General features: G+C 69.8%; 22 protein-coding genes. 10 read left to right on the forward strand and 12 right to left on the reverse strand.

The genetic code is table 11. The features are described from left to right. The first annotated feature begins 15 nt into the window (after positions 1 to 15). The 3 genes from E0W80_RS14275 to E0W80_RS14285 are packed head-to-tail and all read left to right on the forward strand — an operon-like array spanning position 16 to position 3,737. Positions 16 to 792 carry an SDR family oxidoreductase gene (locus tag E0W80_RS14275; protein WP_131493444.1) on the forward strand — a complete coding sequence of 259 codons (777 nt, stop codon included), beginning with the start codon at positions 16 to 18 and terminating at the stop codon, positions 790 to 792. Between the two features lie 39 nt (positions 793 to 831). Next, a complete protein-coding gene (locus E0W80_RS14280; protein ID WP_131493446.1) occupies positions 832 to 2,316 on the forward strand; it encodes an FAD-binding oxidoreductase in 1,485 nt (494 codons plus the stop codon). Beyond that, positions 2,313 to 3,737 carry an FGGY family carbohydrate kinase gene (locus E0W80_RS14285; RefSeq protein WP_131493448.1) on the forward strand — a complete coding sequence of 475 codons (1,425 nt, stop codon included), beginning with the start codon at positions 2,313 to 2,315 and terminating at the stop codon, positions 3,735 to 3,737. The genes E0W80_RS14280 and E0W80_RS14285 overlap by 4 nt, the downstream gene beginning before the upstream one ends. Here E0W80_RS14285 and E0W80_RS14290 read toward each other — a convergent pair. The 7 genes from E0W80_RS14290 to E0W80_RS14320 form a co-directional block, all read right to left on the reverse strand. Further along, a complete protein-coding gene (locus tag E0W80_RS14290) occupies positions 3,724 to 4,077 on the reverse strand; it encodes a hypothetical protein (RefSeq protein ID WP_047523176.1) in 354 nt (117 codons plus the stop codon). The genes E0W80_RS14285 and E0W80_RS14290 overlap by 14 nt on opposite strands. Positions 4,078 to 4,252: 175 nt before the next feature. After that, complete coding sequence (gene ribH, locus E0W80_RS14295; RefSeq protein ID WP_047523177.1) at positions 4,253 to 4,726, reverse strand: 6,7-dimethyl-8-ribityllumazine synthase; 474 nt, start codon at positions 4,724 to 4,726, stop codon at positions 4,253 to 4,255. Beyond that, the gene (gene ribA / locus E0W80_RS14300; RefSeq protein WP_131493450.1) at positions 4,723 to 5,991 is read right to left on the reverse strand and encodes a GTP cyclohydrolase II; all 1,269 of its coding nucleotides are present in this window, start codon (positions 5,989 to 5,991) and stop codon (positions 4,723 to 4,725) included. The genes ribH and ribA overlap by 4 nt, the downstream gene beginning before the upstream one ends. Further along, positions 5,988 to 6,617 (reverse strand): riboflavin synthase, encoded by a 630-nt coding sequence (locus tag E0W80_RS14305; protein WP_131493452.1) that lies wholly within the window; start codon positions 6,615 to 6,617, stop codon positions 5,988 to 5,990. Before E0W80_RS14305 ends, ribA begins: the two co-directional genes overlap by 4 nt. Further along, positions 6,617 to 7,675 (reverse strand): bifunctional diaminohydroxyphosphoribosylaminopyrimidine deaminase/5-amino-6-(5-phosphoribosylamino)uracil reductase RibD, encoded by a 1,059-nt coding sequence (gene ribD / locus E0W80_RS14310; protein ID WP_131493454.1) that lies wholly within the window; start codon positions 7,673 to 7,675, stop codon positions 6,617 to 6,619. The genes E0W80_RS14305 and ribD overlap by 1 nt, the downstream gene beginning before the upstream one ends. Before the next feature lie 309 nt (positions 7,676 to 7,984). Further along, positions 7,985 to 8,848 (reverse strand): DNA-formamidopyrimidine glycosylase family protein, encoded by an 864-nt coding sequence (locus E0W80_RS14315; RefSeq protein WP_131493455.1) that lies wholly within the window; start codon positions 8,846 to 8,848, stop codon positions 7,985 to 7,987. 49 nt (positions 8,849 to 8,897) lie between these two features. Continuing rightward, positions 8,898 to 9,461 carry a GNAT family N-acetyltransferase gene (locus E0W80_RS14320; protein ID WP_131493457.1) on the reverse strand — a complete coding sequence of 188 codons (564 nt, stop codon included), beginning with the start codon at positions 9,459 to 9,461 and terminating at the stop codon, positions 8,898 to 8,900. Between the two features lie 76 nt (positions 9,462 to 9,537). Here E0W80_RS14320 and mfd point away from each other — a divergent pair, with 76 nt between their 5' ends. Together mfd and E0W80_RS14330 are read left to right on the forward strand one after the other, a co-directional pair. Then, entirely contained in the window at positions 9,538 to 13,113 is a 3,576-nt protein-coding gene (mfd, locus tag E0W80_RS14325; RefSeq protein WP_131493459.1) for a transcription-repair coupling factor, read from the forward strand. A gap of 35 nt (positions 13,114 to 13,148) precedes the next feature. Further along, positions 13,149 to 13,775 (forward strand): transferase, encoded by a 627-nt coding sequence (locus tag E0W80_RS14330; protein WP_047523184.1) that lies wholly within the window; start codon positions 13,149 to 13,151, stop codon positions 13,773 to 13,775. 100 nt (positions 13,776 to 13,875) lie between these two features. Here E0W80_RS14330 and gdhA read toward each other — a convergent pair whose 3' ends face one another. Then, positions 13,876 to 15,246, reverse strand: a complete 1,371-nt coding sequence (gene gdhA / locus E0W80_RS14335; RefSeq protein WP_131493460.1) for an NADP-specific glutamate dehydrogenase — start codon at positions 15,244 to 15,246, stop codon at positions 13,876 to 13,878. Between the two features lie 132 nt (positions 15,247 to 15,378). Then, entirely contained in the window at positions 15,379 to 18,072 is a 2,694-nt protein-coding gene (locus E0W80_RS14340; RefSeq protein WP_131493462.1) for a phosphoenolpyruvate carboxylase, read from the reverse strand. Between the two features lie 134 nt (positions 18,073 to 18,206). Between E0W80_RS14340 and nhaA the strand changes: the two genes are divergently transcribed. The 4 genes from nhaA to E0W80_RS14360 all read left to right on the forward strand — a co-directional run bounded on the left by nhaA (position 18,207) and on the right by E0W80_RS14360 (position 22,282). Beyond that, positions 18,207 to 19,376, forward strand: coding sequence for a Na+/H+ antiporter NhaA (gene nhaA / locus E0W80_RS14345; protein WP_047523187.1), 1,170 nt, complete (start codon positions 18,207 to 18,209; stop codon positions 19,374 to 19,376). 37 nt (positions 19,377 to 19,413) lie between these two features. Next, complete coding sequence (locus E0W80_RS14350) at positions 19,414 to 20,082, forward strand: MazG family protein (protein WP_131493464.1); 669 nt, start codon at positions 19,414 to 19,416, stop codon at positions 20,080 to 20,082. Positions 20,083 to 20,155: 73 nt separating this feature from the next. Further along, the gene (gene hisS, locus E0W80_RS14355) at positions 20,156 to 21,406 is read left to right on the forward strand and encodes a histidine--tRNA ligase (RefSeq protein ID WP_240740543.1); all 1,251 of its coding nucleotides are present in this window, start codon (positions 20,156 to 20,158) and stop codon (positions 21,404 to 21,406) included. 72 nt (positions 21,407 to 21,478) lie between these two features. After that, a complete protein-coding gene (locus E0W80_RS14360) occupies positions 21,479 to 22,282 on the forward strand; it encodes an SGNH/GDSL hydrolase family protein (RefSeq protein WP_131493466.1) in 804 nt (267 codons plus the stop codon). Here E0W80_RS14360 and E0W80_RS14365 read toward each other — a convergent pair. Beyond that, positions 22,254 to 22,793 (reverse strand): VOC family protein, encoded by a 540-nt coding sequence (locus E0W80_RS14365; RefSeq protein ID WP_131493468.1) that lies wholly within the window; start codon positions 22,791 to 22,793, stop codon positions 22,254 to 22,256. The two genes, E0W80_RS14360 and E0W80_RS14365, sit on opposite strands and share 29 nt — an antisense overlap. An 87-nt stretch (positions 22,794 to 22,880) precedes the next feature. Here E0W80_RS14365 and E0W80_RS14370 point away from each other — a divergent pair, with 87 nt between their 5' ends. Beyond that, complete coding sequence (locus E0W80_RS14370) at positions 22,881 to 23,675, forward strand: helix-turn-helix domain-containing protein (RefSeq protein WP_131493470.1); 795 nt, start codon at positions 22,881 to 22,883, stop codon at positions 23,673 to 23,675. 2 nt (positions 23,676 to 23,677) lie between these two features. Here E0W80_RS14370 and E0W80_RS14375 read toward each other — a convergent pair whose 3' ends face one another. Further along, positions 23,678 to 24,907: an APC family permease gene (locus E0W80_RS14375; RefSeq protein WP_131493472.1), complete on the reverse strand. Its 1,230-nt coding sequence runs from the start codon at positions 24,905 to 24,907 to the stop codon at positions 23,678 to 23,680. Between the two features lie 43 nt (positions 24,908 to 24,950). Then, entirely contained in the window at positions 24,951 to 25,421 is a 471-nt protein-coding gene (locus tag E0W80_RS14380; protein WP_047523192.1) for a DUF4442 domain-containing protein, read from the reverse strand. Positions 25,422 to 25,466 lie beyond the last annotated feature (45 nt).

Consider the following 25,466-nt stretch of genomic DNA (forward strand, 5'->3'; position numbering starts at 1 on the left):
CCTGAAGGAGCCCCTGTGCACATCACTGATTTCTCCCTCGATCACTTCTCCCTGCGGGGCAAGCGTGCGATCGTCACGGGAGGCAACACCGGCCTCGGCCAGGCGTTCACGCTCGCGCTCGCCGAGGCGGGAGCCGACGTCTTCGTCCCGACGCTGTTCGACGACGGCGGCGAGACCGCTGCGCTCCTCGCGCGGACCGCTGCCGGCTATCGTGAGCAGCGCGTCGACATCACCGAGGAGGGCGCGCCGGCACGAGTTCTCGATGCCTGCGTCGACGCGCTCGGCGGTGTCGATATCCTGGTCAACTCCGCCGGAATCAGCCGTATCGCCGACGTCACCGAGTTCGGACGCGAACTGTGGGATCCGATGGTCGCCGTCAACCTCACGGCCGCTTTCGAGATGTCGCACGAGACGGCGAAGCTCATGATCCCGCAGGGCTCGGGCAAGATCATCAACATCGCCTCGCTTTTCGCCTTCCTCGGCGGTCTGGGCTCTCCGGCCTACGCGGCGACCAAGCACGGCATCGCCGGTCTGACCAAGGCCTACGCCGACGAGCTCGGAAGCCACGGCATCCAGGTCAATGCGATCGCTCCCGGCTACTTCAACACACCGATCACCGAGGAGTCCCGCTCCGACCCCGCGGCAAACCAGCGCATCGTCGATCACACACCCGCGGGGAGGTGGGGGGACGTCGCCGACCTGATGGGCGCGACCGTCTTCCTCGCCAGCCGCGCTTCCGACTTCGTCAACGGGCACGTGCTGTCCGTCGACGGCGGCTACCTGGTCCGCTGACCGCGGCACCCGACCCCCACAACGAACAGGACACATTCCATGGTTGCTTCACGATCGGCGCTCTCTCGTGAGGAGATCGTCACCCGGCTGCAGGATATCCTCGGCTCGGACCAGGTCGAGACCGACGCTCAGGCGCTACGCGAGGCGAGCGTCGACCGATTCAAGAAGTACACGTCGGCGCACGGGATCTTCGACGGGCCGATTCCCACGGCGATCGCCTACGCGCGCTCGACCGCGGACGTGGCGGCGATCCTTGCGTTCGCGCAGGAGAACCTCATCAACATCGTCCCGCGGACGGGACGCACCGCGACAGAGGGCGGCCTGGAGACGATCGTGGAGGATTCGATCGTCCTCGACGGCTCGCGGATGGACGCCATTCTCGAGATCGATCCCGTCGACATGATGGTCACCGCGCAATGTGGCGTACCGCTGCAGGTGCTCGAGGACACGCTGCGGGCACAGGGTCTCACCACCGGGCACTCGCCGCAGTCCAAGCCGCTCGCGCAGATGGGCGGGCTGGTCGCCACGCGGTCGATCGGCCAGTTCTCCACGCTGTACGGCGGGATCGAGGACATGGTGGTGGGGCTCGAGGCGGTGCTTCCCGGCGGCGAGGTCGTGCGGGTCAAGAATGTGCCGCGCCGGGCTGCCGGGCCCGACATCCGCCACATCGTGATCGGCAACGAGGGCGCCCTCTGCATGATCACCGAGGTTACGGTGAAGGTCTTCCGGTACCAGCCGGAGAACAATCGTTTCCTCGGATATCTCGTCGATTCGCTCCCGGCGGGTGTCGCCGGTCTGCGGCAGATCATCGTCGCCGGCTACCGTCCGTCGGTGGCGCGGGCATACTCCGAAGAGGATGCCGCGCAGCACTTCTCGCACTTCGCGGACGGCCGGGCTGTCGTGGTGGTGGTGGCGGAGGGGCCACGGGGCATCGCGGACGCGACTGCGGCAGGTGTCGAGGAGATCTTCGCTGACATCCCGCATGAGCCGGTCGACCCCGCGCTGGTCGAGGCGTGGTTCGAGAACCTCAACTGGGGACAGGACAAGATCGACGCCGAGAAGCGCGAGATGCTCGAGAAGGCGCACCTCGGCTACACGACCGAGGTGTCGATCGACTGGTCGGGCGTGGAGCAGCTCTTCGATTCCGTGATGCGGCGCGCACGCACGGAGTTCCCGCGCGCGGCGGATCTCACGATGCTCGGCGCGCACTCGTCGCACAGTTACCAGACGGGTACGAATCTCTACTTCGTGTACGACTACGACATCGCGTGCGAGCCGCGCGAGGAGATCACGGAGTACCATCAGCCGCTCAACGCGATCGTGGTCGAAGAGGCCCTGCGTCTGGGCGGGTCCATGGTGCATCACCACGGTATCGGCAAGTATCGGACGCCGTGGACCCATGAGGAGCACGGCAGCGCCTATTCGTTGCTGCGGACACTGAAGGACGGCCTGGATCCGCATGGGATCATGAACCGGGGGACCATCTACCCGCTGGACGATGGTGACACGGGGCCGCGGACGTGAGCACGCCAGCGACGGGCTATGTCATTGCGATCGACAACGGCTCCCAGAGTACCAAGGTGTTGATCGTGGACGGTCTGGGCGTCGTGCACGCGAGTGCCCGCGTCGGGCTGCGGCCGTATGCGTCGCCGGCGCCGGGCCGCTGGGAGCATCCGGACGACGACCTCTGGGACTCGATCGTCGCTGCCGTCCGCGGGGCGATGGCGGAGTTCGGGGGAGACACTACCGAGATCCACGGCATCGGGCTGTGCACGATCCGGTTCTGCCGGGCCGTGCTGCGCGCTGACGGCTCCCTCGCTCAGCCGATCATGAGCTGGATGGATGAGCGGCTCCCGCGCGCCTACGAGCGCGAGGTCGACGATGCGGTCTATGTCACGACGTCCTCGGGCTACCTCGCGCACCGTCTCACCGGAGAGCGGCGGGACGCCGCCGGTAACGTGCAGGGAGTCTGGCCGATCGACACGGCGCGCTGGCAGTGGAGCGAAGATGCCGAGGACTACGCCCGCACGGGCATGGCGCCGTCGATGCTGTTCGAGTTGGCCGCGCCGGGTGAGGTCCTGGGGACTCTGACGGAGTCCGCTGCGGAGATCATCGGACTCCCGGCGGGGATCCCGGTCATCGCGACCGCGAACGACAAGGCCGTGGAGGCCCTCGGCGCCGGTCTGCGCGACGAGGGCGACGTGCTGCTCTCGCTCGGCACTTATGTCGCCACCATGATCCCGGGGGATCGCCCGCTACCGCCGCATCCCGATGTCTGGACGAATTTCGCGTCGGAGCCGGGGCGTTACCTCTACGAGAGCGGCGGTGTGCGTCGGGGAATGTGGACCGTCAGCTGGTTCCGTGATCTCCTGTCGGACGCCGGTGCCGCGACGACTGAAGACGAGCTGAATCGCGGTGCCGAGAGTGTGCCTGTCGGCGCCGGGGGGCTCGTCGCCGCGCTCGACTGGCTCGCACCTGCCGAGGAGCCCTGGCGGCGGGGCGCGCTGGTCGGTTTCGACGGCACTCAGGGACGGTTCCACATATATCGGGCGATCCTCGAGGCTCTCGCGATCGAGACCGAGGCAGCGGATTCGCGTGCAGGACGGGCGCTGGGCCGGCGGCGACGGCGTCTGCTGGTCACGGGCGGTGGAAGCGGATCAATGCTCATGCTGCGCATCCTCGCTGCGGTGTACGGGGTGCCCGTTCGCGTACCTCTCGTGCAGGACGCGGCGGGGATCGGGGCTGCGATCTGCGCTGCGGTCGGCACGGGGATGCACCCGACATGGGAAGCCGCCGTGACCTCGATGGTCGCGGTGGGGACGGAGGTGGGGGTCGATGCCGAGGCGGCGACCGCGTACGGCGACGTGCGGCGGAGGTACGAGAAGCTGCTGCCGCGCGTACGACGACTGTTCGCCGACGAGGAGGAGCCGGTCAGCGCCAGATGACGGCGAGACCCGCGTTCAGGAGCGCCAGGATGCCGATCAGCCAGAACACGGCGGGCGGCACGGCGGCGCCGCGCTTCTGACGGGCGGAGCCGATGCCGAGCAGGGCACCGATGATCAGCAGCACGACCAGCTTGACGCCGATCTTGACGTAGTTGAGCTCGTACTCGATACCCCACGGCGCGGCGAGAGCGAGGCCCGCGACACCGGCGATGGCGAGGCCGTAGTCCATGATCTTCGTGATCTGGCGCTTGCCCCCGAATGCCTGCGCCGCCCAGGCGCCGAAGAGCACGGCGAATCCGATGAGGTGGACGAACAGCACGATGTGGCGGAGGGTCTCCATGCACTCACCGTACGAGTGCGGCGCCCTTCTGCGCTAGCAAGGGCAGGCTGACCTCAGGCACGGGCTATCGACGTGCGCCTGTGTTCACCTGTCGGGAGACTGCACGTATGCCGGGCGGAAACGTCGGTCGCGCTCCTTCGCCCGGTCATTCTCCTGACAGGTGCACGCGCCCGCCTCAGCCGCGCAGCTCCCGGGTCACGAGGGCGGTGCGCAGCGCAGCGTCCGCAGCTTCGGCCCCCTTGTCCTCCTTCGAGCCGTCGAGGCCCGCGCGGTCGAGTCCCTGCTGCTCGTCGTCGAGGGTCAGCACACCGAACCCGACCGGCTTGCCGGCATCGAGCGCGACCCGGGTGAGGCCGTCGGTGGTCGCCGCCGACACGTACTCGAAGTGAGGGGTCCCGCCGCGGATGATGACGCCCAGCGCGACGACCGCATCCGCACCACCGGCGAAGGCCGCCTGCGCAGCGATCGCGAGCTCGAAGGATCCGGGCACGCGTACCAGTCGGTGCGTGGCCTGCGCTGCCGACAGCACACGCTCGGCTCCGGCGATCAGGCCGTTCGAGATCGTCTCGTGCCAGGTGCCGGCCACGATCACGACATTCAGTCCCCGCCCGTCGATGTTGCCGGTCTCGGGTGCTCCTGCGCCGCTCATTTCTCGTCCTCTCCCGTGGCGAGAGCTTCTGCGAGCTCTGCTTCGCCGATGATGTGACCCATCCGGTCACGCTTGGTCTCCAGGTACTGGTGGTTGTTGGGTCCGACGCCGACGATCAGCGGTACCTGCTCGACGACGTCGAGGCCGAGTTCGCGCAGCTGTGCGACCTTGTCGGTGTTGTTCGTCAGGAGGCGCACCTTCGACACACCCAGGTCGGCGAGGATCCCGGCCGCTGCCGCGTAGTCACGGGCGTCGGCGGGCAGACCCAGCGCGAGGTTGGCGTCGACCGTGTCGAGCCCCTCTTCCTGCAGGCTGTACGCGCGCAGCTTGTTGATGAGCCCGATCCCGCGCCCCTCGTGCCCGCGCATGTAGATGACGACGCCGCTCTCCTTCTCGATCGCGTCGAGGGCGGAGTCGAGCTGCGGACCGCACTCGCACTTCAGCGACCCGAACGCCTCACCCGTCAGGCACTCGGAGTGCACCCGCACGAGCGCCGTCTCGCCGGGCTCACCGGAGACGACGGCGATGTGGTCGGTGCCGGTGATGCGGTCCTTGTACGCCAGGAATCGGAAGCTGCCGTGGGTCGTCGGCACCGTGGCGTCGGCGCGCAGGCTCACGCGACGACCGCGGTGCGCGCTCGGCGTCGCGCCGTCGGGGTCGATCTCGTTGAGGTGGTCGATGAGCTGTTCGATCGTGATGACCGGCACCCCGTCGCGGGCGCCGAGTTCGATCAGGCCCGGAAGGCGCATCATGCTGCCGTCCTCCGCGACGACCTCGGCGATCGCTCCGACGGGGCGGAGCCCGGCCAGCTTCATCAGCTCGACAGCGGCCTCGGTGTGCCCGCTGCGCTCGCGCACGCCGCCGTCCACGGCGCGGAGCGGCAGGACGTGTCCGGGGCGGATGATGCTGGTCGACGTCGACTCCGGATCCGACAGCACGTTCAGGGTGTGTGCGCGATCATGCGCGCTGATGCCGGTCGTGACGCCCTGGGCGGCGTCGACGCTCACGGTGTACGCGGTGGAGCGGGCGTCTTCGCTGGCGGCGACCATCGGCGGCAGGTTCAGGTGATCGGCGAGGTCGGCGGGCATCGGGGCGCAGATGAATCCGGACGACCAGCGCACGGTCCACGCCACCCACTCCGGGGTCGCGAGCTCTGCCGAGAGGATGACATCGCCTTCGTTCTCACGGTTCTCGTCGTCGGCGACGAGGACGGGTCGCCCGGCGCGCAGTGCGTCCAGGGCCTCGGCGATCGTGGAAAGGCTCATCGTGAGCCTCCTTCCGGTGCGGCGCGGAACGCGAGCAAGCGCTCGACGTGCCGGGCGAGGATGTCGGTCTCCAGGTTCACGCGGTCCCCGACGGCGCGGACGCCGAGGGTCGTCGCGGCCAGGGTCTCCGGGATCAGCGAGATCTCGAACCACGGGGAGGGGGCGGCGGGGGCGCTGACGGCGCTCACGGTCAACGAGGTGCCGTCGACCGAGATCGACCCCTTGTCGACGACCAGCGGCGCGAGGTCGGCGGGGAGGCTGATGCGCAGCACGCTCCACTCGACCCCCGGGCGCACCTCGAGCACGTCGCCGGTGCCGTCGACATGGCCCTGGACGATGTGACCGCCGAGCCGGGCGCCGACGGGCATGGCCTTCTCGATGTTCACCCGGGTGCCGACCGTCGCCGACCCGATGGCCGAGACGTCGAGCGTCTGCTTCATCACGTCGGCGTCGAAGGTGTCCGCTGTCGAGCCGACCACGGTCAGGCAGACTCCCGAGACGGCGATCGACTCGCCGTGCACGGCATCCGCGGCGGCTCGGGGCGCGCGCACGGTCAGGCGCCAGCCGTCTCCGGACGGGGCGATCGCGGTGATCTCGCCCATCTCCTCGATGATTCCGGTGAACATCAGGCGGCTCCTTCGTGCTGCGGGTCTTCGTGCTGCGGGTCGGTCTCTTCCACGGGGTGTGCGATCGCGAGGAGGTCGCCCCCGAGGGGCACCCACTCGTCGATGGTGAGGCGCCGGGCCTCGGTGAGGGAACCGACCCCGATGTCGGTCAGCGCGAGTCGCCGGCCGCCGAGCAACACGGGCGCGACGTACGCGAGGATGCGGTCGGCGAACCCGGCCGCGAGGAAAGCGCTGGCGAGGGTCGGGCCCCCTTCGACGAACAGGCTCTGCACACCACGGGAATGCAGATCGGCCAGGATCGCGTGCAGATCATGGGTGTCGAAGAACAGCGGCGTGTGGGGATGCCGACGCACTGCGGCATCGTCCGGAGTGACCCGCGCGCCGATGACCACCGGGATCGGCTGGTGGGGCAGCAGGGCGTCGCCGTCGCGGGCGGTGAGGGAGGGGTCGTCGGCGAGCACGGTGCCGGTGCCGACCGCGATGGCGTCGGCCTCTGCACGGCGTCGGTGCACATCGGCGCGCGCCTCCGGGCCCGTGATCCACATGCTCGAACCGTCGTCCGCAGCGGCGCGCCCGTCCAGACTCTGCGCCCACTTGACCGTGACGTGCGGGCGTCCGAGCCGCTGCGCGGTGAGCCACCCGTCGATCACGGCGTGCGCGGCCTCGGCCTGTTCTCCCGACTCGACGTCGACCCCGGACGCACGCAGCCGATCGGCCCCGCCACCGGAGACGGCGCCCGGGTCGTCGAGTGCGTAGACGACGCGGGCGATGCCGGCCTCGATCAGCGCGACGGCGCACGGACCCGTGCGGCCGGTGTGGTTGCAGGGTTCCAGGGTGACGACGGCCGTGGCGCCGCGGGCCTCGAGCGGGTCGAGCTTCGAGAGCGCGTCGACCTCGGCGTGCGGGGTGCCGGCGCCCTGGTGCCACCCCTCGGCGAGCACCCTGCCTTCGGGGGAGAGGATGACCGCGCCCACCTGCGGGTTCGCCCCTCGTGGTCCGCGGGCGGCGAGGTGGAGCGCGCGAACCATCGCGTCGCGCTCTGCCGCGTTCACTGCCATCCGTCGTCCTCCTCTGAGGCTCCGGGGGTCGGAGGGATGGCGGAACGGACGCACGGATGCGTCTCGTGCTGCCTCCCTTCCGGACTAGCGAAGTCTCCCTCGCATCACCGTCGGTCCCGGAGTTCCACCGGATCGGCATCCCGATCTCTCGAGACGCTCGCGGACTGTCACCGCCGGTTCGGATTCTCACCGACCCCGGAGCACGTTGTTGCTCTGAGTGTACTCAACGCGCCTGCACGCATTTCATTCCACGACAGGGACCTTGTCATTCCACGACAGGGACCTTGCGCCCGCCGCTCGCCACCGCCGTCACTTGAGCAGCCGCGAGAGCCGCCGGTCGGCGAGCACTTTGCCGCCGGTCTGGCAGGTGGGGCAGTACTCGAGCGAACGGTCGGCGAAGAAGACGCTGCGCACCGTGTCGCCGCATACCGGGCAGGCCTCTCCGCGGCGGGCGTGCACCTGCATCCCGCGGCGCTTGGCGTCTTTCAGATCGGCCGGCGGCTTGCCGGAGGCTTCGGCGACCGCTTCCGTCAGCGTCTCGCGCAGGGCGGCGAACAAGAGGTCGATCTCGGCATCGTCCAGCTTTCCGGCGATCGCATACGGCGACATGCGAGCGGCGTGCAGGATCTCGTCGGAGTACGCGTTGCCGATGCCTGCGATCACCGCTTGGTCGCGCAGCAGCCCCTTGATCTGCATCCGGCGCTCATCCAGCAATGCCGCGAACGCCTCTCTGGTGAACGCGGGGTCGAGTGGGTCGGGCCCGAGCCGCGCGATGCCGGGGACCTCCTGCGGGTCGCGGACCACGGAGACGGCGAGTGACTTCTTCGTCCCGGCCTCCGTGAGATCGAAGCCGCTGCCGTCGTCGAGTGCGATGCGCAGCGCGATGGGGGACTTGCCCGGCTTGAGGAGCGTGGTCGGCAGCGCGTCGTACCACCGGAGCCATCCCGCCTTCGCGAGGTGGAACACGAGGTGCAGGTCGTCGCCGCACGAGAGAACCACGAATTTGCCGAGGCGAGCGCAGGCCGTGATCGTGCGTCCCTGCAGCGCGGTGATCGGTGGGTCGTAGGTCTTGAGCGCGGCGATGGCGGCCACGGTCGCCCGCGTGATCGTCCGCCCCACGGCGCGCTCGTCGAGGAAGGTGGTCAGGCCCTGGACTTCCGGCATCTCCGGCATGCGTTCATCCTGTCACCGGCCGCCGACACTGTCACCCGGCGGGCGGCCCTCAGAGCACCGGCCAGTCCACCGGGGTGCGGTCGTCGTCGGGCAACAGCCCCGCGATCCACCCGTCGTCACGGCCGCGCTGGCTGGTCAGCGCCTGGCGCTGCAGACCTTCGTAGCGGAAGCCGAGAGCGCGCGCGGCCCGTGCGGAAGGGACGTTCCCCACCACGGCCTGCCACCGGATGCGGGCGAGGCCGAGATCGGTGAACCCCCAGTCGATCACGGCATGGGCCGCTTCGACGAGGTAGCCCTTGCCGCGCGCGGAGGCCTCGACCCAGTAGCCGAGTTCGGCCGTCGCGCCCGTGAAGTGGTCGGTCCTGTTGTGGAGACCGATCATGCCCACGAGCCCGCCGTCCGCGTAGACGCCCCACACGGCCTCTGTTCCCGCGTTCCAGTGCTCGGTCACCAGGCGCACGAAGCCCTCCGCATCCTCGCGCGAGTACGGGCTCGGCACCGTGGTCCAGCGGGGGAGTTCGGGGTCCTGGCACGCGTCGGTGATGGCATCGACGTCGGCATCCGTCGGAGCATGAAGGACGAGACGTTCGGTGGTCAGCACGACGGATTCCATCCCGACAGCCTACGCAGGTGAGCGCTCGTCGTCGGACGGCGGCGGGAGTGTCCGTGGGCGCGACTAGTCTTGTCCGGTGACTGTTCCGGGGATTCTGCGCGCCTTGGAAGAGGCGTCTCTGTACCGTGACGCCCTCAGCTGGGCGCGCACCGACGCCGACCTCGGCCTGGTCGACGGGCTCGACGCGCCGACTCTGGCCGGTTTGCTGGCTCGACGGACCGCGGCGGGACATCCGGCCGCTCTTCTCGCGGTCGTGCCCACCGGTCGCCGGGCGGAGAGTCTGGCGCTGGCGATGCACGCCTACATGCCCGATGCCGACATCCTCACCTTCCCCGCGTGGGAGACGCTGCCGCACGAGCGCCTCAGCCCGAGCCCCGACACCGTCGGTCAGCGGCTGCAGACGCTGCGTCGGATCGCGGAGTGGTCGGGCGACCACCCGTTGATCGTGGTCGCGTCCGTCCGCGCCGCGCTGCAGCCGATCGCAGGGAACCTCGGCGAGATCGCGCCGCTCGAGCTCCTGGTCGGCAGTCGGGGCCACGAACTCGACCGCGTGGTGGAGCAGCTCGTCGAGCGGGCGTACTCGCGCGTCGACATGGTGTCGCGGCGCGGAGAGTTCGCGGTGCGCGGGGGCATCCTCGACGTGTTCCCGCCCACGTCCGAGCATCCCTACCGCGTGGAGTTCTTCGGCGACGAGATCGATCAGATCCGGGCCTTCTCGGTGGCCGACCAGCGTTCGCTTCCGGGCGATGTCCCGAGCGTCGACCTTCCTCCGACCCGTGAACTGCTGCTCACAGCCGACGTCCGCGAACGCGCCCGCGCGCTGATCGGCGGTTTCCCCGCGATCTCCGGCATGCTCGAGAAGATGGCCGAGGGGATCCCGGTCGAGGGGATGGAGTCGCTGCTCCCCGCCGTCGCCGGACCCTTGAAGTCGTTGGCCGAGTACCTGCCGGCCGGGAGCGCGACGGCGGTCATCGATCCCGAGCGCGCGAGCGCACGTGCCATCACCCTGGGCGACACGAACCGCGAGTTCCTCGACGCCGCCTGGAGCGCGGCCACCTCCGGCGCTTCCGCGCCCATCGATCTGGGGGCCGGGGATTTCCTGACGATCGCCGAGCTCCGGGAGGTCGTGCGCGACCGCGGCGGCGTGTGGTGGCGGCTCAGCCCGTTCGGCGCCGGCCTCGGCGAGGGCGAGGTGGAGGCGACCAACCTCGGCGCCGCCGTCATCCCCTCCTTCCACGGCAACGTCGACGGGGCCATCTCCTTCGTCGAGGCGAAGGTGACCGACGGATGGCGCGTGGTCGTGATCGCCGCCGGTCACGGACTGGTCGATCGTGCACGCGACGTCCTCGCAGACCGGGGCCTGGCCGCTCGCGTGCTCGAGACGCTCGACGAGGCGCCGGAGCCCGGTGTCGCGACGCTCGTCACCGGTTCCGTCGAAGCGGGCTTCCAGATCGAGGAGGCGAAGCTCGCGGTCCTCACCGACAACGAGTTCTACGGCCGCACGATCGGCGGCGACCAGCGCGTCGTCAAGAAGCTCGCCTCCCGCCGCAAGAACGTCGTCGATCCGCTCCAGCTCAAGCAGGGCGACTTCGTCGTGCACGCCACGCACGGCATCGGCCGGTTCGTCGAGATGACGCAGCGGGAGGTGTCGACCGGGGGACGCAATGCCGCCAAGTCGGTCCGCGACTACCTCGTGCTCGAGTACGCACCGTCCAAACGCGGCTACCCGGGCGACAAGCTCTTCGTGCCGACCGACCAGCTCGACCTGCTCTCGAAGTACGTCGGCGGCGAAGCGCCCACGCTCTCGAAGATGGGCGGAAGCGACTGGTCGCAGGCCAAGGGCAAGGCGCGCAAGGCGGTCCGCGACATCGCCGTCGAGCTCGTGAAGCTCTACTCCGCGCGCATGAGCGCCAAGGGACACGCCTTCGGTCCGGACACGCCGTGGCAGCGCGAGCTGGAGGAGGCGTTCCCGTTCGCCGAGACGCAGGACCAGCTGCAGACCATCGACGAGATCAAGGCCGACATGGAGCGGCCGATCCCGATGGACCGACTGCTCTCGGGGGATGTCGGCTTCGGCAAGACCGAGGTCGCCGTCCGTGCCGCGTTCAAGGCGATCCAGGACGGCAAGCAGGTCGCCATGCTCGTGCCCACCACGCTTCTCGTGAAGCAGCACCTCGAGACCTTCACCGAGCGCTTCGCCGGGTTCCCGGTCAAGGTGCGGCCGTTGTCGCGCTTCCAGACCGACAAGGAAGCCCGGCTCACCCTCCAGGGGCTGTTGGAGGGCTCGGTCGACATGGTGATCGGCACCCACCGCATCCTCACCGATCAGGTGATGTTCAAGGATCTCGGCCTCATGATCATCGACGAGGAGCAGCGGTTCGGGGTCGAGCACAAGGACTCGCTCAAGAAGATGAAGACCAACGTCGACATCCTCGCCATGAGTGCCACCCCCATCCCGCGCACGCTCGAGATGGCGGTCACGGGCATCCGGGAGATGTCGACGCTGGCGACTCCGCCCGAGGACCGTCATCCGATCCTCTCGTTCGTCGGTCCCCGCAGCGACAAGCAGATGGCCGCCGCGATCCGACGTGAGATCCTGCGCGAGGGGCAGATCTTCTTCGTGCACAACCGCGTGCAGTCCATCCAGCGCGTGGCGAGCGAGCTCGCCGAACTCGTGCCGGAGGCCCGCATCGCCGTCGCCCACGGACAGATGGGCGAGCACCAGCTCGAACAGGTCGTCGACGACTTCTGGGAGCGCAAGTTCGACGTCCTCGTCTCGACGACCATCATCGAGACCGGCCTCGACATCGCCAACGCGAACACGATCATCATCGACCGCGCCGACAAGTACGGGCTCAGCCAGCTGCACCAGCTTCGAGGTCGTGTCGGACGAGGGCGCGAGCGCGCGTACGCGTACTTCCTCTACGACGAGACCAAGCCGCTCTCCGAGACCGCGGCAGACCGTCTGCAGACGATCGCGGTCAACAACGACCTCGGCTCCGGCATACAGGTCGCGCTGAAAGACCTCGAACTGCGGGGGGCGGGCAACCTCCTCGGTGCCGAGCAGGCCGGACACATCGCCGGCGTCGGATTCGACCTGTACCTGCGCATGATCGGCGAGGCCGTGGCGACCTTCCGCGGCGACGAGGTCGAGACCGGACAGGAGCTGCGACTGGAATTGCCGCTCGATGCGCGCATCCCCGAGTACTACATCGACAGCGAGCGTCTGCGACTCGAGGCCTATCAGAAGCTCTCGGCGGCCTCGGCGGCGACGGCGAAGGACGAGGCCATCGACCTCGTGATCGAGGAGCTCGTCGACCGCTACGGCACACCGCCGGAAGAGGTGGAGGGCCTGGTCGCGGTCTCGCGTCTGCGGCGCCGTGCCGCCCGCGCCGGGCTCACGGATGTGGTCGTGATGGGGTCGAACCTGCGCATCGCGCCCGCACGCCTCGAAGACTCGATCAAGGTGCGGTTGCAGCGGCTGTATCCGAAGGCGAAGCTCGTGGCCGGGGGAGAGGCGCTGGTCGTGCCGATGCCCATGGTTCCCGCAGCGGTCGGCGTCGGTCTCGAGCCGCTGCCCGATGCACAGCTGCTCGAGTGGGTCGGACAGCTGTTCACCGCGATCTTCCCCGAGCCGGTCGCGGCCGAGTAACGCGCGGCGACCGGCGACGGTACTAGTCTGGCCGCATGTTGTACGAGCACCTCGGGGCTCGGCCCCGCATCCATGACACCGCCGTCATCGCCCCCACCGCCGTCGTCTCGGGCGACGTGGAGATCGGGCCGGGCTGCCAGGTGCTGCACGGCGCCGTGATCACGGCCGAAGGAGGAGCGATCACTCTCGGCGAGCACGTGATCGTGATGGAGAATGCGCTCATCCGGGCGACCGCCGCGAACGCGGTGCACATCGGCGCGCACACCCTGATCGGCACACTGTCGAGCATCGCGGGCGCGACCGTGGGTGAGGAGACGTTCCTCGCCTCGGGGTCGCGTCTGTTCAACGGTTCCCTGGTGGGGGCGCGCTGCGAGGTACGCGTCAACGCGATCGTCCTCCGTCGCGCCGTCCTGCCCGAAGGCACGGTGGTCCCGATCGGCTGGGTGGCGGTCGGTGATCCGGTGCAGCTCTTCTCGCCGGACCGTGAGGACGACATCGCGGCCGCCCAGCCCGACCTCGACTTCCCCGGGCACGTCTTCGGCGTCGACCGGGACACCCCCGACCTGATGGTGCAGCTCACCGAGCGCTACGGCAGCTCCCTCGCGCGGCATGCGCAGGACGTGCATCTCGACGACGCACACCGCCGCCCCCACCGCTCCTGACCGCCGGCGCGGTCCCTCACGAGCCCTTCCCGTCGCGATATGTCAGCCGAAATCAGCCGAAACGGTGACATATCGCGACCGGAACGGAGAGGGCGAGGGATCAGATGACGCCCTGGGCGAGCATCGCGGCGGCGACGCGCTCGAAGCCCGCGATGTTGGCACCGGCCACGTAGTCACCTGCGACACCGTGACGCTCCGCGGCGTCGAACGCGGCATCGTGGATGTCCGCCATGATCTCGCGCAGCTTGTTCTCGCTGTCCCCGAAGCTCCAGCGCTGGCGCGACGCGTTCTGGCTCATCTCGAGGGCCGAGGTCGCGACCCCGCCCGCGTTGGCGGCCTTTCCGGGGGCGAACAGCACACCCGCCTTCTGGAACGCGTCGACGGCATCCGGCACACACGGCATGTTCGCGCCTTCCGACACCACGCGCACGCCGTTGGCGATCAGCGCTTCGGCGTCGGACAGGCTGACCTCGTTCTGCGTGGCCGAGGGCACCGCGATGTCGACCGGGACCTCCCAGACGCTGCCGCCCTCGATGAAGCGTGCGCTCGGGCGACGGTTGGCGTACTCGACGATGCGGGCGCGCTCGACCTCCTTGAGCTGACGGAGCAGGTCGACGTCGATGCCGGCGTCGTCGACGACGTAGCCGGAGGAGTCGGAGGCGGTCACCGGGGTCGCGCCGAGCTGCGTGGCCTTCTGGATCGCGTAGATCGCGACGTTGCCGGAGCCCGAGATGCCCACGCGCTTGCCGGCGAGGGAGTCGTCGTGCACAGCGAGCATCTCCTGGGCGAAGAACACCGCGCCGTATCCGGTCGCCTCTGTGCGCACCTCCGCGCCGCCCCACCCGGTGCCCTTGCCGGTGAACATGCCCGACTCGTGGCGGTTGGTGATCTTGCGGTACTGGCCGAACAGGTAGCCGATCTCGCGGCCGCCCACCCCGATGTCGCCGGCGGGGACGTCGGTGTGCTCTCCGAGGTGACGGTAGAGCTCGTTCATGAACGACTGGCAGAAGCGCATGACCTCGGCGTCGGACTTGCCGTGCGGATCGAAGTCGGATCCGCCCTTGCCGCCGCCGATGCCCTGACCGGTGAGCGCGTTCTTGAAGATCTGCTCGAACCCGAGGAACTTGATGATCGACAGGTCGACCGAGGGGTGGAAGCGCAGCCCACCCTTGTACGGGCCGAGCACCGAGGAGAACTGCACGCGGTAGCCCCGGTTGACCTGCAGCTTTCCGGAGTCGTCGACCCACGGTACGCGGAACAGGATCTGACGCTCGGGCTCGACGAGCCGTTCCAGGATCCCGCCCTCGACGTATTCCGGGTGCTGCTCCAGGACCGGCGCGATCGAGTGCAGCACTTCGTGGACGGCCTGCTGGAACTCCGGCTCATGCGGGCTGCGGGCGAGCACCGTGTCGAAGACGGGCTGCACGGCGGGGGCGAGCGGGTGGAAGTCGACGGGAGTCGTAGCGGTCACGCGGAAGGGGCTTTCTGGTGGGGGATGGTGGTGCAGGCGATCGTGTCGCGTGAGGCTTCGCCGGATCCGGCGCGAGATTTCACTCTAGCGGCGGTCCATCGTGGGCGACGCACGCGGCAGGCGGGGCGCCGGTCACCCGGTGTTCTGCAGGCCGGCGGCGACTCCACTCACCGAGAGCAGGAGCAGCCGCTGCTGTTCGGCGTCGGCTCCCGAGCCCGTCGGCTCCTCGTCCGCGGAGCGCAGCGCGCGCAGTGCACGCAACTGCAGGAGCGAGAGCGCATCCACGTAGGGGCTGCGCAGCTGCACGGCGCGTTGCAGGACCGGCTTGTTCTCCAGGAGGCTGTCGCCGCCGGTGAGCCGGATCACCCAGCGCCGCGTGGTCGCCAGCTCATCGAGGACGAGCTGAGCGAGGTCGTCACGGTCGCCGAGGGCGAGATACTCCCGGGCGATGCGCTCATCCGTCTTGGCCAGGCTCATCGCCACGTTGTCGATCATCGTGTGCAGCAGCGGCCACTCGCGGTACGCCTCGGCAAGGAGCTCCTCATCGCCGACGGCGTCCAGTGCGGTGCCGAGCCCGAACCAGCCCGCGAGGTTGATGCGCGCCTGCGTCCACGCGAACACCCACGGGATCGCCCGCAGATCTTCCAGCGACTCGACCGAGAGTCCTCGGCGTGCGGGGCGGGACCCGAGTGCGAGCAGGCCGATCTCCTCGAGCGGCGTCACGGTGGCGAACCACGGGGCGAAGCCGTCCGCCTTCACGAGTGAGAAGAAGCGCTCCCGCGAGGCGGCGTCCATGATCGAGGCGATCTCGGCGTAGCGCTCGGCGGCGCGGCTGGTGCGCGCTTCCTCCGTGGGGGAGGACGCCAGCAACGTCGCGGCGGCGACCTGGTCGATGTGCCGCATCGCGATGGCGGGCTCGCCGTAGCGCGCGAAGATGACCTCGCCCTGCTCGGTGAGCTTGAACCGACCGTCCACCGAGTGCGGCGGCTGCGCGAGGATGGCGGAGTTCGCAGGTCCTCCACCGCGGCCGAGGGCGCCGCCGCGACCGTGGAAGAGCGTCAGGACGATGCCGGACTCCTGCGCCCAGCGGGCGATCTTCTCCTGCGCCTCGTACAGGGCCAGGTTCGCGGCGACCGGACCGACGTCCTTGGACGAGTCCGAGTAGCCGAGCATGACTTCGAGGCGGTTGCCCGTGGCGGCCATGCGTTCGCGGAACTCCGGGAACGTCACGGCTTCGGCGAGGATGCCCGGCGCGGCCTGCAGATCGGCGAACGTCTCGAACAGCGGGACCACGTCGAGCACCGGGGCGTCGTCGCCCAGGGCGTACCGCGCGAGGCGATGCACGTTGGCGAGATCAGAGGCGGCCTGGGTGAACGAGACGACGTAGCGCCCCGCGGCCCGCACACCGCGATCGCGCTGGATGTCCGCGATCGCGCGGAAGACCTCCAGCACCTCCTCGGTCTGGGCGCTGAGAGCCTCGCCGGCGTCCAGCTCGGCCAGCGCCTTGGCGTGCACCTGCGAGTGCTGACGCACCTCGAGCTCGGTCAGGTGGAAACCGTAGGTCTCCACCTGCCAGATCAGGTGCTGCACGCCGCCGAATGCGTGACGCTTCGCGCCGGCATCCGCGAGCGACGACTGCACGGCCCGCAGATCGGCGAGAAGCTCTTCGGGGCGGGCGTAGGCCCGTGCACCATCGCCCTGACGGGTGGCGGCGATGCGGCGCGCCATCACCAGCAGCACGCGACGGTGGGGCTCGTCCGGCGAGCGGGTCGCGAGTTCCGCGGCCAGCTCGGGGTCTCCGGCCGCGAAGCGGTCCCAGAGTGCCGTGACGTCGGCGCTCGGCGGGGTGTCGTCCGCCGAGAGCGTGAGTGCACGACCGATCCGCTCGAGCGCGCGCTCGAGGCCGCGCAGCACATGGTCGGCGGCGATCTGCGAGGCTTCGCGGGTCACGGAGGCGGTGACGAACGGGTTGCCGTCCCGATCGCCGCCCACCCACGAGCCGATCCGCACGAACGCGGGCACGACCGGGGCGCTGGCGCCGGATTCCTCGCCGCGCAGGGCGTCATCGATGCGGCGATAGACGTGCGGAACGGTCGTGAACAGCGTCTCGTCGAACACGCCCATCACGGTGCGGACCTCGTCGGTCGGGGACGGCTTCTGCGACCGCAGGGGAGCCGTGCGCCAGAGCGTGTCGATCTCCTCCAGCATGCGCCGGCGAGCACGGTGCTCCTCCGAGCCGCCCTCGCTCGCTGCGTCGTGCTGCGTGAGGAGTTCGGACAGGCGACGGATGCTCGACGAGACCGCGCGGCGGCGGGCCTCGGTCGGATGCGCGGTGAAGACCGGGTGGAAGCGCAGGCCCTCCAGGCGCCGGCGCGCCTCGTCGTCGCCGACCTCGGTCCGCAGTCGCGCGTATGCGGTCGCGACGGTGTCGGCGGCATCCTCGCGTCCCGGCTGCCCTGCGCGCTCGCGCAGCACGCGCACGCGTTGGTGCTCCTCGGCGAGGTTCACCAGGTGGAAGTAGCAGGTGAACGCGCGCGCGACCTCGTCGGCGCGGGCGACCGTGAACGACTCGGCGATCGCCGCGGCGCGCTCGAACGCGTCGGGGGTCTCCTGGTCGTAGGCCTGGATCGTGGCGAGCCGGAGGCGTTCGACGTCTTCGAAGAGTCCGTCGCCGCCGGCTTCGCGCAGTACCTGCCCGAGCAGCTGCCCGAGCATCCTGACGTCGGTGCGCATGGCATCGGGGATGCCGCGGCCGGCTTCGAAACGGCCGATCACGCGGATCGCCTCGGTGTTCGTGGGTTCGGAGAAGGAGTGTGCGGGGGTCACACTTCGAGAGTATCCCGCACGCCGAGGGTGTTCTGCACGCATGACGGACGCCGGACGGACGCGCCGGACCGCGGAGCGCGGATCGCGGAAGGCACGGGGACCGCGGGGTGAGCCGGGACCATACGATGGGACGGATGCGCATCTCAGCGAACCCCCTCCGCGGGCAGCAGTTCCCCGCCGTCCTCCTCCTCCTCGCGGCCGGTCTCGGCTTGTTGCTCGCGAACCTGCCCACGCACGATCCGTTGGCCGCCTTCCTCGACTTCCACATCGCGGTGCCGGGGACGGACCTCGACCTGTCGATCGAGCACTGGGTGTCGGACGGACTCCTCGCGGTCTTCTTCCTCGTGGTCGCCATCGAGCTGCGCCACGAACTCACCCACGGCGAGCTCGATTCCCTGCGCAAGGCCGTGCAGCCCGCGATCGCGGCGACCGGCGGAGTCCTGGTCCCGATCGCGGTGTACCTGCTGATCGCCGGGGGAGACAGCTCGACGTCTTCGGGGTGGCCCATTCCGACCGCGACCGACATCGCTTTCGCCCTCGGTGTGCTGGCGATGTTCGGGAAGGGTCTGCCGTCTCGTGTGCGCGTCTTCCTGCTCGCCCTCGCGATCCTCGATGACATCATCGGCATCATCTTCATCGCGGTCCTCTTCGCCGGCGACGTGCAGTGGCTGCTGCTCGGCCTCGCGGTCGTGGGGGTCGCCGTGTTCTGGGCCCTCAGCCGCTTCCTGCATGCGAAGGGGCACCCGCTGATCGCCGTCGCGATGGTCGTGGTCGGTGTCGTGACGTGGGGCCTCGTGGCTTCGTCGGGCATCCACGCCACGATCGCCGGTGTGCTGCTGGGGCTCGTCATGGCTCCGGTTCCGGCCGCCCGCACGCGTCACGCGCTCGAGCCGTCCGTGAACGGGGTGATCCTTCCGATCTTCGCCTTCGTCGCGGCGTTCGTGGTGATCCCCGCCCTCTCGCCCACGCAGCTCTCTCCGGCCTTCTGGGGGATCGTGGTCGCGTTGCCGGTCGGCAAGATCATCGGGATCTCGCTGTTCGGCTGGCTTGCGATGCACATCCGTCCGAAGGGCTCGGATCCGGCGCTGCCGTTCGCCGACATCCTCGCGGCCGGGGCGCTCGGCGGGATCGGGTTCACCGTGTCGCTGCTGTTGGCGAATCTCGCGTTCGCCGACGATCGCGGTATCCGGGACCAGGCGATCCTCGGCGTGCTCGTCGGGTCGTTGATCGCCCTTCTGCTTTCTGCGCTCATCGTGTCGTTGCGTGCGCGCTGGTACCGTCGCACCGCATCCGCCTCGTCCTGAGCGCGGAGCCGGTTCCGCTCTGTTCGAAGGAGGACGCATGAGCTCTCATCCTGAGCCCGGTGCCGGGGTGGACGATCCGCTCCGCGCCGCTGCCGAGACCATGCGGGAGGTGCGCGCGCGTTGCGTCTGGTCGCAGCGCATCACGCACCAGGACCTGGTGCCGTATCTGATCGAGGAATCGCACGAGGTGATCGACGCGGTCGAGACCGGCACCCGGGACGATCTGCGCGAGGAGCTGGGCGATCTGCTCTGGCAGGTGCTGTTCCATGCGGCGATCGCCGCGCAGGACCCCGAGGATCCGTTCGACATCGACGACGTGGCACGGACGCTCACCGAGAAGATGGTGCGCCGGCATCCGCATGTCTTCGCCGGTGAGGTCGCCGAGACCCCGGAGCAGGTGCTCGTGCACTGGAACGCGGCGAAGGCCGCGGAGAAGCGCACCCGCCGCAGCGTGCTCGACGGCGTGCCGCGGGGGATGCCGGCACTCGCCCTCGCCCAGAAACTGGTCGGCCGCGCCGCTCAGGTGGAGGTGGCGGTCGAACCCGGCGACGAGGCTGACGTTCCGGCATCGGAAGCCGAGCTCGGTGACGCATTGCTCGCGCTGGTGGCGACGGCCCGCGTCGCGGGGTGGGATGCGGAGCGCGCACTCCGCGAGCGCCTGCGCGTGCTCGAGGACGACGTGACAGCGGCCGAAGCGGCCTCCTGATCGTCCGGGCGCACGGACCCTCGGGCCGACCTGGGAAGATGGACCTGTGGCTACTGTGAACCCGCCGCGCGGTATGCGCGACATCCTCCCCGCCGACAAGGCTCGCCGTGAGCGCGTGCTCTCCGTCATCCGCGAGCGCTACCTCGCGCACGGCTTCGATGAGATCGAGACGCCCGTCGTCGAGGACTACGATCGCCTCCATGCCGGGATCGGTGGCGACAACGAGAAGCTCTCGTACAACATCCTCCGTCGCGGCCTCGATGCCGACGCGATCCGGGCCGCGGCCGACGACCCCGCCGCACTCTCGGACCTCGGTCTCCGCTACGACCTGACCGTGCCGCTCGCGCGCTTCTACGCGAGCAACCGCGGCCAGCTCCCCACCGTCTTCCGGTCGATCCAGATCGGCCCGGTGTGGCGCGCCGAGCGGCCGCAGAAGGGGCGCTATCGGCAGTTCGTCCAGTGCGACATCGACATCATGGGCGATGACTCCTCACGGGCCGAGGCGGAGCTGATGGTCGCCTCCCTCGACGCCGTCGACGCGCTCGGACTCGACGGCGCGACCGTGCGGATCAATGACCGCCGGGTGCTGGACTGGATGCTGGACAGCTTCGGCTTCACGGCCGAGGAACGCCCCGGGGTGCTCATCACGATCGACAAGCTCGACAAGATCGGACCGGAGGGCGTCGTCGCGGAGCTGCGCGAGCGCAGCGCTTCCGCGGCCGCCGCCGACGCCTTCGATGCTTTCCTGCAGCGCCCGCAGACGATGGAGTACCACCCGTTCGGGGAGCGGCAGATCCGCAAGGCGCTGCCCGAGGGAGCACCCGTCGAGCTCGTCGAGCACCTGGTCGGCATCGGCGAGGCGGTCGCAGCGGGGCGGGGGCAGTCCGACATCCCGCTCGTGTTCGACCCGTTCCTCGTGCGCGGCATGGGCTACTACACGGGCACGATCTTCGAGCTCGCGCACCCCTCCGTCGGATACTCGCTCGGGGGCGGCGGGCGCTACGACGGCATGATCGGGCGGTTCCTCGGCCAGCAGGTTCCGGCGGTCGGGTTCTCGCTCGGGTTCGAGCGCCTCGTCGACCTGATCGCCGAGGAGAAGGACACCGTGGCCCAGGCCGTGGTCCTGATCCACGATGCGGACGTCCCGGTGCAGGAGCTGGTCCGGCAGAAGGCCGCGCTGATCGCCGAGGGCACCCGCGTACGGCTGGAGCGACGGACGAAGAACGTCAAGGCGCTGCTCGAGCGGTCGGCGGCCGACGGCTACACGGCTTTCGCGATGGTCACGGCGGGCGCGGGCGACCTGGAGGTCAAGCCGCTCTCCTGATGCCTGCCCGGGGCACGAGAGCGGCGTCGGGCCGTTCACGCCGTGTTCACGGTGATCGGGTCGAATCGGGTCATGAGCCGGTTCCGTCTCGTGATGCTCGCGGCGCTGATCGCCGTGACGGTGGCGGCGTCCGTCCGTCTGGTGCTCGTGCAGCAGGCTGCGCTCGCACGGAAGCGCATCGGCAAGCCGCTGGGGGAGGAGTCGCTCGATGCGGATCGCGTCTGGCGTGGCGCGCTCGACGGGGAACCGCTCGATCTGCTGATGCTCGGCGACTCCATCGCCGCCGGTCTCGGGGCCGAGCGTCGCAAGGAGACGCTCGGCGGGCGTCTGGCGAAGGCGATCGGACGCCGGATGCACCGTCCGGTGCGGCTGCGTACGGCGGCAGTCGTCGGCTCGGAGTCACCCGACCTGACTGCTCAGCTCGATGCCCTCCCCGCCGGGTACCGTCCGCACGTCGCGGTGATCGTGGTGGGCGGCAACGATGTGACGCATCGGCTGCCCGTGGCGCTGTCGGCGCAGCACCTGCAGGAGACGATCCGCAGGCTGAGCGCGCTCGGGGTCGAGGTCGTCGTGGGCACGTGCCCCGACCTCGGGGCGTTGCGCCCGGTGCCGCAGCCTCTCCGTCGGATCGCGTCGAGCCTGTCGCGTCGTCTCGCCGAGATCCAGGACGAGACGGCGCGACAGGCAGGCGCGGAGGCGGTCGATCTGCGTCGCGCGGTGGGGCCGATGTTCTTCGACGAGCCGGAGACGATGTTCAGCCTGGACCGGTTCCACCCGAGTGCCCTGGGTTACCGCCGTACGGCCGAGGCCCTGACACCCGCCGTGTGCCGGGCGGTGGAGCGGTCGCTCAGCTCGCGTCGGCGGGAGCCTCGCTGAACGATGCCGCCCATTCCGCGACCCGTCGGCTGCTCTCTTCCTCGGAGATGTCCTCGACGCGCGTCATGACGGACCAGCGCACGCCGAACGGATCGCGGATGCTGGCGAACCGATCGCCGGAGACGAAGAGGGCCGGTGCTTCGCGCACGGTGGCTCCGGCGACCACGGCCTTCTCGACGACGGTGTCGACGTCGGAGACGTAGAGACCCATCGAGTAGCAGTCGTCATCGCCCTCGGGTGCGCGGACGAGGTGGTACTCCGGATTCGGTTCGCCCAGCTGGAGACGGCCCAGCCCGAAGTCGAGGTCGGCGTGCACGACGACGCCGCCGAACTCGGTGACGTCGACGACCCGCGCGCCGAACACGTCGCGATAGAAGTCGATCGCCTGCTTCGCGCCTCGGATCGCCAGGAACGGGGTGAGGGAGGTGGCCCCGTGCGGGCGGCCGTCGGTGGTGTGGGTGCCGGTGGCGCCGGTGGTCGGGGTGGCTGTCGTGGAGGTGTCGTCGCTCATGTCGCCACGGTACGTCCCGCGGGCGGACCATGGCTTGAAGATCCGCGACAACCTCCGCACGTCGGTGGCAGCGCCTACCCTGGCCCCATGGTGAATCCGACTCGTGGCGTGCTCTATCCGGCGCGGCTCCCGGAATTCCATCGGCTGCCCGCGCCGGCGGAGGTCGCGGAGCTGGTCGTGTGGTTCTGGATCCCGGAGTGGGACATCGCCGCCGGGCGCTCATCGCGGCAAGAGATGGTGGCCTACCCCGCGCTCAACCTCGTCGTGGATGCCGATGCCGTGATGCTGTCCGGTGTGACGACCCGCGTCTCCCACCGCGACCTGCGAGGGCGAGGCTGGGCGGTCGGTGCCCTGCTGCGCCCCGCCGCGGTGGCCGCGCTGATCGACGACCCGGCTGCGTTGATCGACGGCGAGCGCGCACTGACCGCACCCGAGACCGCGGTGGCCGCGCTCCGCCACGACGTGGTGGCCGCGATGGCCTCGGGCGACGGGCGCCGGGAACGAGCGGTGGAGGTCTTCGCACGGTGGCTCGCGGATCGGGTCGGGGCGGTGAGCGAGCCCGACCGGCAGGCGAACGCGTTGACGGACGTGCTGATGGACGACGCCGCGGTGCTCACGCCGGAGGAGGCGGCGACGCGCCTGGGGGTCTCCGTGCGGACCCTGCAGCGGATGACGCATCGTCATGTGGGCATCTCGCCGGCCGCGATGATCCGGCGACGGCGTCTGCAGGAGGCGGCACAGCGCGTCCGGGATCAGCCGGGCGTCGACCTCGCCTCGATCGCGGCCGACCTCGGGTACTCCGACCATGCCCATCTCACCCGCGACTTCCAGTCGGTCCTGGGCATCGCGCCGCGGGTGTACCGCGCCGAGTCGAGCCTCTGAGATCAGGATCGGGAGACGCGCAGACGCACCAGCCGATAGGTGACGCCGAGGAGGACCACCGCTACTCCGATGAGCGAGGCGAGCACGGGAAGCGTGTTCACCAGCAGGAGGCAGCCGAGTGCTCCGAGCACCTGCAGCGCGCGGGGGTAGCGGCGAGCGCTTCCGGCCTGTCGGAAGGCGGCCGCATTCGCGATGAGGTAGTACAGGAGCACTCCGAACGACGAGAACCCGATGGCGTCGCGGAGATCAGCGACGAGGACGATCGCGATCACGGCGATCGCGATCACGATCTCTGCGCGCTGCGGCACCTGATGGCGCTGATCGATCTTCGCCAGGAACCTCGGCACGTCGCTCTCCCGTGCCATGGCCAGCGTGGTGCGTCCGATGCCGGTCAGCAGCGCGAGGAGGGCTCCGAGTGAGGCGGCCGCGGCGGCCACGCGCACGATCGGCGTGAGCGCGGGCCATCCGGTCGCCAGGAGCACGTCGACGAGGGGAGCGGTCGACTCCGCCGCGTCGGCGCCGAGCACGAGGACCACCACGACCGCCACGAGCAGGTAGACGACGACGGCACCACCCAGCGCGACCACGATGGCACGGGGGATGGTGCGCGCGGGGTCGACCACCTCTTCGCCCATCGTCGCGATGCGGGCGTAACCGGCGAAGGCGAAGAACAGCAGGCCAGCCCCCTGCAACACGCCGTACGCCGTGGCGTCGGGCAGCGGAGCCGCGCTGGTGATCGCGCCGAACCCGAACCCGAACCCGACCGCGACCGCGATCCCGAGGAGCGAGCAGACGACCAGCACGCGGGTGAGCATCGCGGTGCGCGTGACGCCGAGGCAGTTCACGATCGCGAGCGCGGCGACCGCGGCGACCGCCACCGGAACGGTCCATCCTTCGGGGGCGGCATAGGCGGCGAACGTCATCGCCATGGCGGCGCAGCTGGCGATCTTGCCGATCACGAAGCTCCAGCCGGCGACGAAGCCCCACCAGGGGCCGATCTCCGCGCGTGCATAGGCGTAGGTCCCGCCGGCGACCGGATGGGCAGCGGCGAGCTGCGCCGATGATGTGGCATTGCAGTACGCGACGACGGCGGCGATGGCGAGCGCGACGAAGACTCCGCTTCCCGCGACGCCGATCGCCGGTGCCCACACCGCGAACACGCCGGCACCGATCATGGAACCCAGGCCGATGGCGACGGCGTCCGTGAGTGTCAGGCGACGAGCGAGGGGCATCCCGTCATCGTGGCATGCGACGGTGAACGGCGGGTGACGGCGGTCAGCTCCGTGCGGCGGTGACCCGCTTCTTCTCGCGGATGTAGACCTCGCGGCGCACCTTCGCGACGACGTCGCCCTCGCGGTCGGTGATGACCGTCTCGAACCACTCGAGCACCTTGGCCCCGCCGCGCGCACGCTCGCGGATCTCCTCGGCCTTCTCCTTCGACACCTCGAACTCGGCCGTGAGCACGCCTCGTCCCGGCTTGAGGAACTCGATCTCGCCGCGCGTGTCCCACACGACATGGTCGCGGCCGAGCTGGTGCATCACCAGCATGAAGAAGTACGGGTCGGTCATCGCCGACATCGAGCCGCCGAACGCGGTCTTGACGTAGTTGCGGGTGAAGACGTTGACGTGCAGTTCCACGGTGGCGTGCGTCCAGTCCTCACTGAAGCGGCGGATGCGGATTCCGCTGAAGAGATTGGGGATCCACAGGCTCATACCGATCGCGAGACGGCGGGGAGTGATGCGCATGAGGTCAGTGTGGAGTACCGCTCCGAGAGCGACAAAGACGTGTGG

The sequence above is a fragment of the Microbacterium sp. PI-1 genome (assembly GCF_004337555.1).
In the GTDB taxonomy this organism is placed as follows: Bacteria; Actinomycetota; Actinomycetes; order Actinomycetales; family Microbacteriaceae; genus Microbacterium; species Microbacterium aurugineum.

Coding starts and splice junctions, on each gene's coding strand:
- E0W80_RS14280 (WP_131493446.1), top strand. CDS start 832: ATGGTTGCTTCACGATCGGCGCTCTCTCGTGAGGAGATCGTCACCCGG.
- E0W80_RS14290 (WP_047523176.1), bottom strand. CDS start 4,077: ATGGAGACCCTCCGCCACATCGTGCTGTTCGTCCACCTCATCGGATTC.
- ribH (WP_047523177.1), bottom strand. CDS start 4,726: ATGAGCGGCGCAGGAGCACCCGAGACCGGCAACATCGACGGGCGGGGA.
- ribA (WP_131493450.1), bottom strand. CDS start 5,991: ATGAGCCTTTCCACGATCGCCGAGGCCCTGGACGCACTGCGCGCCGGG.
- E0W80_RS14305 (WP_131493452.1), bottom strand. CDS start 6,617: ATGTTCACCGGAATCATCGAGGAGATGGGCGAGATCACCGCGATCGCC.
- ribD (WP_131493454.1), bottom strand. CDS start 7,675: ATGGCAGTGAACGCGGCAGAGCGCGACGCGATGGTTCGCGCGCTCCAC.
- E0W80_RS14315 (WP_131493455.1), bottom strand. CDS start 8,848: ATGCCGGAGATGCCGGAAGTCCAGGGCCTGACCACCTTCCTCGACGAG.
- E0W80_RS14320 (WP_131493457.1), bottom strand. CDS start 9,461: ATGGAATCCGTCGTGCTGACCACCGAACGTCTCGTCCTTCATGCTCCG.
- E0W80_RS14330 (WP_047523184.1), top strand. CDS start 13,149: ATGTTGTACGAGCACCTCGGGGCTCGGCCCCGCATCCATGACACCGCC.
- nhaA (WP_047523187.1), top strand. CDS start 18,207: ATGCGCATCTCAGCGAACCCCCTCCGCGGGCAGCAGTTCCCCGCCGTC.
- E0W80_RS14350 (WP_131493464.1), top strand. CDS start 19,414: ATGAGCTCTCATCCTGAGCCCGGTGCCGGGGTGGACGATCCGCTCCGC.
- hisS (WP_240740543.1), top strand. CDS start 20,156: ATGCGCGACATCCTCCCCGCCGACAAGGCTCGCCGTGAGCGCGTGCTC.
- E0W80_RS14360 (WP_131493466.1), top strand. CDS start 21,479: ATGAGCCGGTTCCGTCTCGTGATGCTCGCGGCGCTGATCGCCGTGACG.
- E0W80_RS14365 (WP_131493468.1), bottom strand. CDS start 22,793: ATGAGCGACGACACCTCCACGACAGCCACCCCGACCACCGGCGCCACC.
- E0W80_RS14370 (WP_131493470.1), top strand. CDS start 22,881: ATGGTGAATCCGACTCGTGGCGTGCTCTATCCGGCGCGGCTCCCGGAA.
- E0W80_RS14375 (WP_131493472.1), bottom strand. CDS start 24,907: ATGCCCCTCGCTCGTCGCCTGACACTCACGGACGCCGTCGCCATCGGC.
- E0W80_RS14380 (WP_047523192.1), bottom strand. CDS start 25,421: ATGCGCATCACTCCCCGCCGTCTCGCGATCGGTATGAGCCTGTGGATC.